Raw genomic sequence first — 13,182 nt, 5'->3', positions numbered from 1 at the left:
TGCCGTTCCGTTTGCTGGCCAGGATGTAAACGCAGAACTGCTTGTCCATAGCGCCAAACGCCAAACTGGATTCCCGCTTTCGCGGGAATGACGGCCATAACACCGAACCACGTTACCCACAAATTTGTCGCGCACCCGCCGCGGAGTTGGGGGGGCTGCGCGTTCGACCGCTTACTTGCGCTGCGGTAGCTTGCCGCCGATTATTGAGCCCTGCATCAGTCGGGGCACTATCACTTGTGGTGAAAGGATAAGGAGTAGGACGTGGCCGATTACGACGCGAGCATCATCGCGGCCGGGCACAATCGGCTGACGGCCGGGGTGCAGCGTGTCGGAGGCGTTTCGGAAATCATTCGCGGCCCACGGCGGCAAGGTTCAGTTGCGCGCCGACGTGAACCGCTTCCTGGTGGAAAACGGCGCGATCGTCGGACTTCCGGGCCCGTGTGGAGCCGGCGGAGGAAACCCGCTCGTCAGAGGTCACCGGCGCGCTCGGGCCGCCTCGCGGCTCGGCGGGCACGGTACCATCAGTCCTCGTACTTGAAGGACACTTTCACTTTGGCGCGATACGCCCGCACCTTCCCCTTTTCGATCTGCAAGTCCAACTCCGAGATCTCGGCAATGCGCAGATCCCTGAGCGACTTGCTGGCCTTTGCGACGGCGGCCGTTGCCGCCTTCTCCCACGACTCGGTGCTGGTTCCGACGAGCTCGATGATCTTGTACACGCTTTCAGCCATCGCTCGGTCCTTTCCGTGCGTGCCGCCGAAGGTCTCGGCGCACACATCGTGTGAGTTCTTGCGCACGAGCGCGCTCTGACGTACATCCGCAGCTTAGCCCAACCGCTCGCCACTTCACAAGGTGGCCTCGGCGACGGCTGAAGTTCGACGTCCGGCGCAACGGCTCGTGCGGGGCCGGAGCTTGAACGTGGCCGGGGGGAAGGATCGCCGCACCGTGGCCGAGGCTGCGGCTCGGACCCAGGCAACCCCAGGCAACGACGCGCGATCGCTTGTGGCGACGATGTGCGATAGAGGGTTTGGACCAAGCGGAAACCAACGGGAGGTGCGCGATGAGTGACGGACGCAGGCGGGGGCTTTTCCTCACGGTCATGGCGGTGCTGTTCGGTGTCCTCGCCCTCTCCAACTGCACCAAGGCGCTGCAGCATCTGTATGGTCCCAAGACGCTCGGTATTGTCATCTTCGGCGTGCGCTTCGAGCGCGTCCTCGCCAACGTGATTCTCGGGCCGCTGATGGGCGTTGTGCTCGGAGCGTACTCGTACGGTCTGTGGAACCGCAGGCCGTGGGTGGCGCCGCTGTCGATCGCGTACGCGTTCTATGTGCCCGCGAACCTCGTGCTCTTCTGGTACTTTCAAACCGGCCCGGAAGTGCCGCCGCTCAGCTTTCTCGTGATTTACCTGGCGGTCGCTCTTACCGGCTCGATCGCTACGGCGCTCTACCTGGCATACCACCACGACAAGCTGGCATCGGCCTAGTAGCTGTCGTTGTGCCGGAGCACGACATGAACCGTCTCATTGATGCGGCCGGCAAGGTGCGTTTCGGCATCTTTGGCAACCCGATCGACGAGGTCAACCAGCGCGACTTCGTGTTGACCGATCCGTTCGGGCGCAGGGTCGGGCGGCTGCGGCGCCACTTCGCCTTCAACCAATTCGAGTTTCTCGGCGCGGTCTGTGAGGATCTCGTCTTCGGCTGTGCGATTGCCGACGTGCAGTATGCCGGAAGCGTGTTCGTGTATGCCTACGAGCCCTCGACCAAGTGCATGCACGAGCGGCGCTTCCGCCGGCCGCTGGCGCTGGGCATCCGCTGCGACCAGCGGCCCGAGAGCGGCAGCGCGGTGTTCCGCGCGGGCGGTGCCTTCGTTGAGATGAGCGCCGGCGGAGGGCCTGGCCAGCGCCGCTTGCGCGTGGAGCTTGCGCCTGAATTCGTCATCGATGCCGTCTTCTCGGAGGCCGGGCCGGCCATCCAGCCGATGCGCATCTGCACGCCGGCCGGGGCGGCGGGCTGGGTGTATGCGCGCAAGACGGCCGGGCATCGGGTGGCGGGGTCACTGCGGGTCGCGGGACGTACGTTTGATCTCGCGGCCATCGGCGCCCGTGGCCATCACGATTGGAGCGCCGGCTACATGCGCCGGCACACGTTCTGGAACTGGGGCTGTCTGGCCGGGTCGTTGGCCGATGGGCGGGTGGTCGGCCTCAACGTGTCATGCGGCGTGAACGAAACCAGCTTTACCGAGAACTGCTTCTGGTTGGACGGGCAACTGCACAAGCTTGACACCGTGTTCTTCGATTACGACCGTCGCGACCTCCTCAAGCCGTGGCGCCTCACTTCGTACGATGGCTGCCTCGATCTCGAATTTCGTCCCGAAGCCCGTTACGCGGAGAGCATCAACGCCCTGGTGATCGCCTCCAACTTCCAGCAGCTAATCGGTCGCTACAGCGGCCGCCTAGAGATCGCCAACGGCGAGCGGCTCGCCCTCAGCGATCACTTGGGCTACGCCGAACACCACTACGCCAAGTGGTAGGGCGCTCCAAGAACCTCACTTCCTCGACGAGTTCTCCATCGCCCGTGCCACCAGCGGCGGCCAGTACCAAGCGCAATAGCGTGCTTGCCGCAAGCGTGCGTCCACGATACGAAATGGCGCGCGGCGCGAGCGGGCGCGCACCAGCACGGGAGGCGGACGAAATGGGCTACGAGCAGATCCTCTACGAGGTCAGCGACCACATCGCCACGATTACGCTCAACCGGCCGGACAAACTCAACGCCTGGACGATAAGGATGGCGGCCGAGGTCCGCCACGCGATGTTCCAGGCCGATGGCGATGACACGGTGCGGGTGATCGTGGTGACCGGTGCCGGCAAGGCTTACTGCGCCGGCGCCGATATGAATATGCTCCAGGGGTTGCAGCTCGACGGCGCCGCGACGGCGCTGAGCGTGGATGATGCGTCACTGAGCGTGTCGATGGATTTGTCGCTTCCGGCCGCCTTCCGCGGCGAGTACAGTTACCCGCTCGGGTTGCACAAGCCAGTGATCGCCGCCGTCAACGGGGTCGCGGTCGGGCTGGGGTTTTCGTACATGCTCTACTACGACCTGCGCATCGCCTCCGAGCGCGCCCGCTTCGGTACCGTGTTTGCCCGCCGCGGCCTGGTGGCGGAGCACGGCAGCGCCTGGCTGCTGCCCCGGCTGATCGGCATGCACCACGCCTGCGACTTGTTGTACTCGGCGCGCATCATCAACGCCGACGAAGCCCAGCGTATGGGCCTGCTCAATCGCGTCGTCCCGCACGACTCACTGATGGCCGCCGTGCGCGAGGCGGCCACGGAGATGGCGACGCTGTGCTCGACACGCTCGCTTCGGGTCATGAAGCGCCAGCTCTACGGTGATCTGTTCAAGGATCTGGGCGCAGCGATGGAGGAAGCCGACACGGAGATGTTGCTGAGTTTTGGAAGCGACGACTTCCGCGAAGGCGTGGCGTCGTTTATGGAGCGACGGCCGCCGCGTTTCACCGGGCGCTAGGCCGGCCTATGCGCCGCGCGGCTCGTGGATGGCGACCACGGTGTAACCGCCACCGCGCAGGGCGTCCGCCAGCGCGGCGGTATTGGCCGCCCGCACCCTGAGATAGAAGGCTCGCGCACTGCCCGGCTCATCCAGGCGTAGGGTGCCGAAGCCGAGGATGGTGCCGCCCGCCGCCTCCACGGCTTTGATGGCTGGGGCAACGGTCTGCTCGGGTGCGGCGAGCTGGAAGTCGATCTGCGCACTGGCGTCCTCGCCTCCGCTCACGCGGCGCAGCAGCCCTCTGAGCAGATCGGTTTCGGTGATGATGCCGAGCAGTTCGCCGGCTTCGCTTACCACCGGCAGGCCGCCGATCTTCCGTTCCAGCAAAACGGCGGCGGCGGCCTCGATCGGCTGATCGGGCCGCACAGTAATCGGTTTTTCGGTCATAGCCGCGTCAACGTGGGTGCTGGGGAGGTAGCCGAGGTGGGCGCGTAGGTCGCGCTCGCTGAGGATGCCGATCAGTTTACCGGCGGGGTCGATCACCGGTAGGCGGCGAAAGCGCCCGGCGGTCATCTTCTCTTGCGCCAGCGCCAGCGTGTCCCGAGAACCGATCGTTTCCGGGTTACGAGTCATCCAGCTGCCCACGTTCATCCGCTACTCTCCGTCCTGGCTCGGCCAGCCATGCGGCCGGCTGGTTTACGTCTTCTTGGGTGAGCAGTATCCATGCCGCCGGATGCTGGTTTGCGCAATCTCCGGGCGGCAACAAGCGGATGGCGGATCTGGGAATTATCATGTCGGCTGGCCACCATTGGGCATCCACTAAATAATGCAGCTGTGGTAAGAACGCCGGTCAATGTTGGAGGACTGGCAGAAGTCATGACAAGGGACATAGCAAGGCGGTGGCGGTTGGTTGCCGTGGGTGTGCTCGGTGTGAACTTGCTCTTGGTGCTCGGATGTTCGGGCTCGCGCAGATCCGTTCCGGCCACCGCATGGGATCGAGATACCGAGGCGGGCAAGGCCGCGTTCGCGCACGGTCACTACGAGGAAGCCAGCCGGCGGTTTACCGCCGCGTTAGCGAAAGCCGAGTCGTTCGGTGCGCAGGATGCGCGGCTGGCGACCAGCCTGAACAACCTCGCGGCGGTAGATCGTGTGCAACGGCGATATGCCGAGGCCGAAGCGCTCGACCGGCGGGCCCTGACGATTCAGGAAATGGCGTTGGGCAGTATGCACCCGTTTGTCGCCACCACGCTGAACGGTCTTGCCGATAGCGTGCGTGCCCAGGGCCGGCCGGCGGAGGCCGAGCCGCTGGCCAAACGTGTCGTGGCGATTCGCGAGCAGGTGCTCGGCCGCGAGCATCCGGAGGTGGCCGCGGCGCTCAACAACTTGGGGTTGATCTGTGCGGCGCAGGGACGTTGGGCCGAAGCTGAGCCGTATTATCAGCGGGCGCTGGCGATTTACGAGCAGCAGCTGGGTCGCAGCGACCCGGCGGTGGCGCGAGTGCTGGATAACTACGCCGCGCTGCTGCGGCGCAGCCCGCGCGCCGCCGAGGCCGGGGCACTGGAGGCGCGGGCGCGCGCGATTCGCGCGGCGCAACCAGCGGGCAACCTCTCGAATTGAGCGCCGACGGAGTGGCCTTGGGTAGTGTCGCGTGTGCGGGCGATCTGATCGAGGCGGGGGCGGAAGTCTGTTGGCTTACTCGGACGGAGTCGGGCCACGCAGGGCGATGCCTAAGCTTGCCAGCTTGCGATAGAGCGAGGACAGCGAAATCCCGAGTCGTTGCGCGGCCGCGCGCTTATCATGGGCCGCGGCGGCGAGGGTGGCCTCGATGTGGGCCTTTTCACACGCCCGCAGTGCGTCATCTAAGGTGCTGGCGGCCGGCGCTAGCATGCAAGTGGCTTCGCCGACATGGGCGGCTACGGGCAAGTCGCGGAGCATGATCCATTCGCCGCCCCCGACCAATACGGCGTGCTCGATTACGTTGGCGAGCTGGCGCACGTTGCCGGGCCATGGCAGTCGCAGCAAGTGCTGTAACGCGGTGGCGTCGATGCCTTGGACGTGGCGGCGGAATTCATGGCTGTACAAACGCACGAAGTGCGCGGCCAGGGCGGGGATGTCCTCGCGCCGCTCCCGCAGCGGCGGTACCTCGATGGTATCGCTCTTGACCCGCGCGTAGAGGTCGGCACGGAATCTGCCCGCCTCGACCGCTCGCTGCAAATCATGATTGCTCGCCGCAATGATGCGGACGTCGATCCCGACGGCGCTCTGTCCGCCCACGGGGATGACCTCGTTGGCCTCGACGACTCGCAGCAGTTTGTCTTGCAGACGCGGCGGTAATACCGCCAAACCGTTGAGGAACACCGTGCCGCCGCGGGCCCGCTGTAACCAGCCTTCGCGACTGTCGCCCGCGCCGGGTATCGCTCCGCGTCGCTGCCCGAACAGCTGCCCGTCCAGCTCGTGTTCCGGCACTCCGGCGCAGTGCAGGGATAAGAAGACGCTGTTGCGGCGCCGGCTGAAGTAGTGCACGGCGCGGGCGATGCTCTCTTTGCCGGCGCCGCGTTCGCCGGTGATCAACACCGGTCCGGCCCCGGCCGCCAAGCCGCGTACGGTCGCCACCACCGCCTGCATTGCCGGTGACTCGCTCACCAGCGTTTCCGGGTTCCATTGCCGCTGGACCTCGGCGCGCAGGAGCGTGTTCTCCCAGGCCATCAAGCGATTGCGCAGCAGAAAGCGGATCTTGTGCTGCACGTCCTCGAATACCAAGGGCTTGGCTAAGTAGTCATGCGCCCCGCGCCGTAAAGCCTCCACGGCCGTGTCGAGCGTGGCGTAGGCGGTCATCATCAGCACTGGCGCCTGGGGGGTGACCTCGCGGGCGTGCTTGAGCACCGCTAATCCGTCGGCTCCCGGCATGCGAACGTCCGACAGCACCAGGTCGAATTCCTGTGTATCGAGCGCCGCCATCGCGGCCACACCATCTGTGGCACAGGTGACCTGATGGCCATCCGCGCGCAACACCTCGGCAAGGCTTTCGCGAATCGGGGCCTCGTCTTCTACAATCAGGATCGCGCCAGTCACGTGCGGCTCTTCCAAAAACACCATGCCGGAACTACTTAAAACACCGGGGGCTCGGAACTTGGTTACCAGGAGCCTGCCGGAGAAATGGCTGCCGGCTGCAAACCGTCATCCATCAGCGAATCGCGGCGTCGCTGACCCCTCGGCGTATCGCATGGGTACGCGGTCGGGCTCAGCTCCGGGCGCTCGCTGCGGCTGGCGATTTTCACGGCGACATCCATTTCTCCGACAGGCTCCTAGTCTGGCGACGGAAGTTCGGGAAGATCGGCTTTGGTTTGCGAGATATCCAGCAGACGGGCCAGATAGCGCAAGCAGTCGCTTTCGCTCAGCAGCCCCACCACCGCGCCTTCCTCGAGCACCGGCAAACAGCCAATTCGTTTCTCGATCATGATCTCGACCGCCTCGCGCACCGCCGTGCCGGGTGTCACGGTGTAGACGCTGGCGGTCATGGCTTCTCGGATTGAGATTTTCGCCAGCCATTCCCGTTCGGTTGACGACCGGAACTGCAGTACCGATGAAATGGCGGCACGGAAAAGGTCGCGCTGGGAGAGAATGCCGACCAGCCGGCCGCCCGACACGATCGGCATGTGCCGGATGCGGCCTAGGCGCATCAGGTCATCCGCCAAATCCAAGCTGTCCGAGGCGTCCAACGTTACCACCTCGCGCGTCATTAAGTCCCGAACACGCATGGCAGGCGTTTTTGCTCCAAGCGCCGTGCCGCGGCCAAACACACGTGAAGTCAGCCGCCCCTCGCCGCTAATGTTGCTATTATCAAGACAGCCATGGCCTCCCGCTTCCCGTGTTTCGGAAGGGAAGGGGGCGGGCCCGTCCGGCCTAGAGGGTCCCGCTTGTAAAGGGCGACCGCTAATGACGCGGCGCGCAATCAATGCCCGGCCTCGATGAGGTGCGACACCGCGAACACGCTCTCGACGTTTCCCCGGGCGTAAGGTGAGCGGGCAGCGGCGCCCTTGTTGAAGAACCAGGTTTCCGCGCTGGCGGCCGCGGGGCCGGGGATCATTATGACCGTGGCGTGGTTCATCTGGGTGTCGATCATCGTTGCCGAGGTGAATCCCATCTCATCCTCGTAGATGACGGCCGAGGTGGGGTGGGCCTGCTTGCGGAACGAGAAGAACTCTATCCACACTTTCCACAGCTCTCCGCGTTTGTCGTAGATGTCGGAGTAGAGCACCACCCATGCCTCCGCATCGATATAAAGGACGCGCTTGCCGTAGGCATACTGTGGCAGCCTGGAAATGCCCTCGATGACGTAAGCTCGGCGCTTCTCCCAGTTGTCACAGTAAACGAAATCCGCGCCGCCCGAGCAGCGCTTGGGCGGGTAGTGCTCGCGGTGTACGACCCCGAGCACCTCCTTGACCCCGAGCAGCTTCCAGTCGCTCCAGGCAATGTGGCCGCTGAAGCCCCAGTAGGAGTCTTGGTCCGTATCCTGGCCGAACAGGGAGTCGCTGCGCTGGGTGGTCGACATGCGGCGGATGCGGCGCACCGCCGGCACATAGAGCCACGTGTCATCCTGGCGCGCGGCGCTGAGGTAGCGGAAAGAGAGCTGGCCGACGCCCTTCATGTCGAAGGGCGCCACCACCGGGCTGAGGATCTCCTTGTAGCGAATGCGGTCAGGGTTGGGCAGCTCCGGCTTAGGATCAACGAAGAGACGGCCATTGTAGTAAAGGCGGCGGAAGTCGCCGAGCACGAACTCGCGGTCGGGTACCATCGGCGCGTCATAGGTAAGCGGTCCGCTCGGCACTTGGAAGTCGCGCATCAAGACGTCGTCGGTGAGGATCGGTTTGTACTGATAATTCCACATGATCCTGGTGGCGGCGTCGGGGGCGTCGGGGTCGATGTCGGGGAAGGGCATGCCGGCGACGTAGTTCTCCAGCGTATTGCCGTCGGGCGAGAGCCGCACCTGGCCGCGGTTCTGCTCCGTCGCCTCGCGGTAAGCGCGCGGCCACTCCACCTTCTTGGTCGGTGCGACGGTGATACTCATGCCGTGTTCGACGCACCAGGCGATTCCCGGGCTGAGCAGCTCGCGCGCCTTGTCCAGATTCTGCTTGGTGATCACCTCTCCGGGCTGCACCTCGGCCCGGGCCACGGTGGCCGCGGCCAGTAGCACAACCCACAGCACCCGTTTCATGAGTAACTCCTTCCTGCGGCTCAGTACTGATAAGTCAGGCGCAGGCTGGTCTCAGAACGGCCGCGGTTGAGGCCCGCCACTCCCCAGGTTTCGAACACTGGATTGCTGGTGGTGTTGATGAAGTATCGCTGAGTGAGGTTGAAGATCAGGTTGTTGGTGATGAAGTAGTCCGCCATGAAGATGACTTCCTGGTTGTAGTTGTTCACCGGATCGATGACGTAGACGAGGAAGGGGACGAGCTTGCCGCCGCGATAGAAGCTGGTCGCCGCCAGGGTCGCCAGCAGTTCCCAATCGCGCACCTTGTCGATGAAGGCGGCGCCGGCGTTGTTGCCGCTGTCGGAGAACTGCCCGCGCAGACCCTGCCCCTGGCCACTGACCGCACAGGGCGGCGCTTCGCCGGGGTCGCGGCAGGCGATCGGCGGGTTGTCGACCAGGTAGTGCCAGAAGAACTGCCCGAGTACGAGGAAGGTGGAATTGCGATTCAGCGGCTTGATCCACGTCGGACGATCGAAGGCGATCATGCCCTTCCACATGTCGTGCTTGCTGATGCCGAACAGATCGCGATTCAGCGGCGGGTCGGGAAACGGCTTGGCGGCGTCGGCGAAGGGGACGCCGAGTTCGTAAACCGTCTCGGCCCGCAACACCGCCTGGGTGTAGTTCTGTTCGGCGTAGTTCAGCGACGCGCCGATGGCGTGAACGTAGGGCGCGACGGCCTCGACCGGCAACTCGCCGCGGGCGCGCGCGGCGGCGATGTCGCTGCGACGGGTGAGCGCACGCACCGCGGCGGCGTTGGTGCCGTCGTCGCCGGCCCAACGCTGATAGAAGTAATTGAGCGTGAACTGCACCCCCTGCGGGCTCAGGGCACTCAGGCGCACGCCCACTTGGCTGTTGTCCATCGGGTTGCGGGTGTAGTCGCCCTGCTGGAATAGCTTGGTGCCATGAGCCAGCCGGTCGGTTTGAAAGATCGCGATCGCCGGCCGCAGCGGGTTGGAGATTGGCGCGCTCCACGGCCGCGGCAGAAACGCCCGCTTGGCCGGGTGCCAATCGCCGGGATTCCAGTAGAACTCAAGAAAGGCGTCGCTCAACGGCGCGGCCTCGCCGATCTCCCACAGGCCCTTGATCATCCAGTAGGGCGTTCGCAGCTCATCCCACGACTCCTGTTGCAGGTGCCAGCTGAGGTCGAGCGCGTTGACCCGATCGAGCATGCGGAAATTGTCCGTCTCGCCCCACACGATCTGTTGCCGGCCCAGGCGAAAGCTGAGCGGGAGGTTCTTGAGCCGCACGTCCAAGTAGGCTTCCCGCAACCGGTTCTCGAAACGCAACCCCTCGCGCCCGCGCAGGTCATCGAGTCGTTCGCCGATCGGTTGCCCGTAAATGTCCTCTTGGCTGAAGCCGGGCGTGTAGTCGTAAACGCTGTCGTAAACGCCGCGATAGAGGACGAAGAGCTTGGTGCGGTCGATGAAGGGAACCGGCAGCCGTTCGATCAGCTTGCCGTCGTCGATGGCGGTGTAATCCACGCGCAGCTTCAAGGTGTTGCGTTGCTGCACGAAGTCGTAGCGGTCGATGTCGCGATGGCGAATGACCTGCTGCGCGGCGATGTTCCCCGAGATCTCGACTGGGCCATATGGCGGCAGCGCTGCGACCGGCGAGCTTGCCAGGAGGGACAACGCGCAGCCAAACCAGGCCCACCTCAGCCGCCACCGTGAGTGGGGGCCGTAACATTCAGGTTTGTCCATCGTGGCCTCTCCTTTTCGCCAGTGCACGGCCCAGCGCGGCGCGCGTTGCGCAAACGCCGGCTCGGCCGAGAGCCACATGAAACCATCGCGTGGTGAACCAGGAAGCGTGCCACGTTCACCGCCTCCAGGTTACTCTGAGCGGGTCTTCACACCGGCCCCAGTTGGTTCACATGCCTGCGAATTATTCCCGCGGCTTGGAAGCGCGGCCCTCGCCAGAGCCGCCAGAGCCAGGGCGCGCGGCTCGAGTCGGCTGCCGGCGCTGGCGATTTCACGCGATCCCTCAATTGTCGCCGCTCTCTATGACCGAGGTCATATAGGAGTGCTGCGCGAGCCCATAAATCATGCTACCGGACCACGGCCGCTGGGTGCATACTGCGGGGCTCGGCTAGCAGCCCAGCGTGTGTGTGTGCGGGCGTGGCCCGCGATCGGCACAGCGGCTCTGTGCGAGAGTTGAGGTTTAAGTAGGAGCATGAGTACCACGATTGACCTGCTGAGTGAGCAACACCAAGAGGTTCTGGCCCATCTGGCCAAGACCGAGGAAGCGTTAGGTGCAGACGCAAGAGGCAATGCCGCAGCTGCGCTTGCCGAGTACTTGCATCACGATGTCGTGCAGCACTTCGCCATAGAGGAAGAAGCGCTGTTCCCGATTATGGGCCGGCACCTGGGCTACGACCATGGGCCGCTGGCAGTCATGAACGCCGAGCATGCGGACTTCCGCCGGCTGCTGGAAGGGCTGACCCGGGGCGTGGAAACGGGCGACGTGGAGCAGCAGAGAGAGAATGCCCACGGCTTGATCGACTTGCTCCGCGGTCACATTGCCAAGGAAGACCAGGTTCTCTTTCCGATGGCGGCACGCCTGCTCGGCCCCGAGGAGCTGGGCGAGGTCGACCAACGGGCCGCCGCGCTCCGTGCTGCCTCGTGAACGACCGGGGCTGGCTTGCGTTACCGGTTCCTGAGAACGCTTCGGGCGATAGCTCCAGCTGCGACCCGAAGCACCGGCGCCGATGGTGCGCCTCAATTGCGCGGCGGCTTAACGCTGACCGCGCCTTTCGGAGGTTGTTGATGAGCACAAGACTAAGCTTCGGTACCGCGTTGTTTGTCTGCGCGTTGACGCTGCGGGTCAGCGCCGAGGCGGCGCCACCGGTGGCAGCAGCGGAAGGCCCAGGGTCGGCGACCCACACCGATGATACGAGTCGGCCGTTGCCGGCTAGGTGGACGCCGACGGAAGCCGTGCCGTCCAGCCCCGAGTTGATCAAGCTGGGCGAGCAGGTCTACACCAAGCAGTGCGTGGCCTGCCATGGCGCCAAGGGCGATGGCGAAGGCGAGGCCGCCTACCTGCTCTACCCGAAGCCGCGCAACTTCCGCACCGGTCGCTTCCGTCTGGTCTCAACCTGGGAAGGCATGCCCACGGACGAAGACCTCTACCTCACGATTTCGCGCGGAATGCCGGGATCGGCAATGCCCTCGTGGGGGCACCTCTCCGAGAAAGAACGGTGGGGGCTGGTTCATTACGTCAAGTCGCTGATGGAGGCCCCGATCACTATCAAGCCGAGCGCGGCGCCGGCGGCCGAAGGCCAGCAGGGCACCGGCATCGTTATCGTTCCGCCAGAGCCGCCATACGATGCCGCGGCTCAGGCGCGCGCGCAGGAGTTGTTCAAAGACGCTTGCGCCTCGTGCCACGGCGTCACCGGCAAGGGCGACGGTGTCGATGTGCAACGTGACGAGGCCGGCTACCCGACCCGGCCGCGCGACCTGACCCTCGGCGTCTTCAAAGGCAGCCCGGAACCTGAGGTAATCTATCGCCGGATCATCGCCGGCTTGCCCGGCTCGCCGATGCCGATGAGCGACTGGGCTTACGGTAACGACGCCTGGCACCTGGTTCATTTCGTGCGCTCGCTGTCGAGCGATGCCCAACGGGCACGGGCCGAGATGCGCCGCTTCGCCATCCCCGTCACCCGCGTGGCAAAGCTGCCGGATCACCCCGATGCCGGCACCTGGGCGAGTACCCGCGCCATCAACTTGCATCTGATGCCGTTGTGGTGGCGCACCGACCGGCCCGAAGAAGTCACCGTGCGCGCATTGCACGACGGCAAAGACATCGCCTTCCAGTTGGTCTGGCAAGACATCACGCACGACGCCACCGCCATGCGGACGCAGGACTTCCGCGACGCCGCCGCCGTCGAGTTGTCCGCCACCGCCGATCCGCCGTTCTTCGCCATGGGCGCCAAAGGGCAGTTCGTCAACATTTGGATGTGGAAGTCGGAGCGCCAAGCCGACCTCGAACCCGCGTTCCAGGACCTCGAGAAGGTCTACCCGAACCTCGGCATCGACTCCTATCCCAACCTGTTGAAGTCGGCGGTCGAACAGCCGCTTCGCCATGCGCTCACCTTGGAGTCGGACCCCACGTTCGTGACCGCTTGGGGTGCCGGCAACATCGTGGCCGATCCGACAAGGGCGAGCGCGGCCGAGGATCTCACCGCGCAGGGGTTCGGCACCCTGCGTGCCCGACCGCCGGTGGATCACACGGTGGCGGCCAAAGGGGTGTACGGAACCGACTCGTACCGTGTCGTCTTCCGCCGTGCTCTCAAGGGTAAGGGTGAGGGTGCGGTTACGCTCGAGCCCGGTACCACGGTGCCGGTTGCGTTCGCGATCTGGAACGGCACCGCCGGTGACCGCGACGGCAAGAAGTCGGTCACCATCTGGCAGGAACTCAACTTAGAGAAGTGACGCC

The 13,182-nt window shown here is 64.9% G+C and carries 12 protein-coding genes; 6 read left to right on the top strand and 6 right to left on the bottom strand.

Going from position 1 to position 13,182, the window contains the following annotated elements; all coding sequences use genetic code 11:
* Positions 1-521: 521 nt before the first annotated feature.
* Positions 522-731 (bottom strand): dodecin domain-containing protein, encoded by a 210-nt coding sequence (locus HY699_12310; protein ID MBI4516586.1) that lies wholly within the window; start codon positions 729-731, stop codon positions 522-524.
* A gap of 329 nt (positions 732-1,060) precedes the next feature.
* Here HY699_12310 and HY699_12305 point away from each other — a divergent pair, with 329 nt between their 5' ends.
* From HY699_12305 to HY699_12295, 3 genes are all read left to right on the top strand, one after another.
* Complete coding sequence (locus tag HY699_12305) at positions 1,061-1,483, top strand: hypothetical protein (protein ID MBI4516585.1); 423 nt, start codon at positions 1,061-1,063, stop codon at positions 1,481-1,483.
* A gap of 26 nt (positions 1,484-1,509) precedes the next feature.
* Entirely contained in the window at positions 1,510-2,529 is a 1,020-nt protein-coding gene (locus HY699_12300) for a DUF2804 domain-containing protein (GenBank protein MBI4516584.1), read from the top strand.
* A 161-nt stretch (positions 2,530-2,690) separates the two neighbouring features.
* Positions 2,691-3,521: an enoyl-CoA hydratase/isomerase family protein gene (locus HY699_12295; GenBank protein MBI4516583.1), complete on the top strand. Its 831-nt coding sequence runs from the start codon at positions 2,691-2,693 to the stop codon at positions 3,519-3,521.
* Positions 3,522-3,527: 6 nt separating this feature from the next.
* On the opposite strand, the gene HY699_12290 is transcribed toward HY699_12295, so the two are convergent.
* On the bottom strand, positions 3,528-4,151 hold the full coding sequence (locus HY699_12290) for a CBS domain-containing protein (protein ID MBI4516582.1): 624 nt from the start codon (positions 4,149-4,151) through the stop codon (positions 3,528-3,530).
* A gap of 225 nt (positions 4,152-4,376) precedes the next feature.
* On the opposite strand from HY699_12290, the gene HY699_12285 reads away from it, so the two are divergent.
* Positions 4,377-5,117 (top strand): tetratricopeptide repeat protein, encoded by a 741-nt coding sequence (locus HY699_12285; protein ID MBI4516581.1) that lies wholly within the window; start codon positions 4,377-4,379, stop codon positions 5,115-5,117.
* Positions 5,118-5,192: 75 nt separating this feature from the next.
* On the opposite strand, the gene HY699_12280 is transcribed toward HY699_12285, so the two are convergent.
* The 4 genes from HY699_12280 to HY699_12265 all read right to left on the bottom strand — a co-directional run bounded on the left by HY699_12280 (position 5,193) and on the right by HY699_12265 (position 10,451).
* Positions 5,193-6,596: a sigma-54-dependent Fis family transcriptional regulator gene (locus HY699_12280; GenBank protein ID MBI4516580.1), complete on the bottom strand. Its 1,404-nt coding sequence runs from the start codon at positions 6,594-6,596 to the stop codon at positions 5,193-5,195.
* Between the two features lie 209 nt (positions 6,597-6,805).
* A complete protein-coding gene (locus HY699_12275; protein MBI4516579.1) occupies positions 6,806-7,219 on the bottom strand; it encodes a CBS domain-containing protein in 414 nt (137 codons plus the stop codon).
* Between the two features lie 233 nt (positions 7,220-7,452).
* Positions 7,453-8,715 carry a DUF1329 domain-containing protein gene (locus HY699_12270; GenBank protein ID MBI4516578.1) on the bottom strand — a complete coding sequence of 421 codons (1,263 nt, stop codon included), beginning with the start codon at positions 8,713-8,715 and terminating at the stop codon, positions 7,453-7,455.
* A gap of 20 nt (positions 8,716-8,735) precedes the next feature.
* Positions 8,736-10,451: a hypothetical protein gene (locus tag HY699_12265; GenBank protein MBI4516577.1), complete on the bottom strand. Its 1,716-nt coding sequence runs from the start codon at positions 10,449-10,451 to the stop codon at positions 8,736-8,738.
* A 469-nt stretch (positions 10,452-10,920) separates the two neighbouring features.
* Here HY699_12265 and HY699_12260 point away from each other — a divergent pair, with 469 nt between their 5' ends.
* Both HY699_12260 and HY699_12255 read left to right on the top strand, forming a co-directional pair.
* A complete protein-coding gene (locus HY699_12260; protein MBI4516576.1) occupies positions 10,921-11,373 on the top strand; it encodes a hemerythrin domain-containing protein in 453 nt (150 codons plus the stop codon).
* Positions 11,374-11,513: 140 nt separating this feature from the next.
* A complete protein-coding gene (locus tag HY699_12255; GenBank protein ID MBI4516575.1) occupies positions 11,514-13,178 on the top strand; it encodes a c-type cytochrome in 1,665 nt (554 codons plus the stop codon).
* Positions 13,179-13,182 lie beyond the last annotated feature (4 nt).

This window comes from Deltaproteobacteria bacterium (assembly GCA_016210005.1).
GTDB lineage: Bacteria > Desulfobacterota > Binatia > HRBIN30 > JACQVA1 > JACQVA1.
Note: the sequence above shows the minus strand (reverse complement) of the source record. Positions and strands in the feature narration are given on the sequence as shown.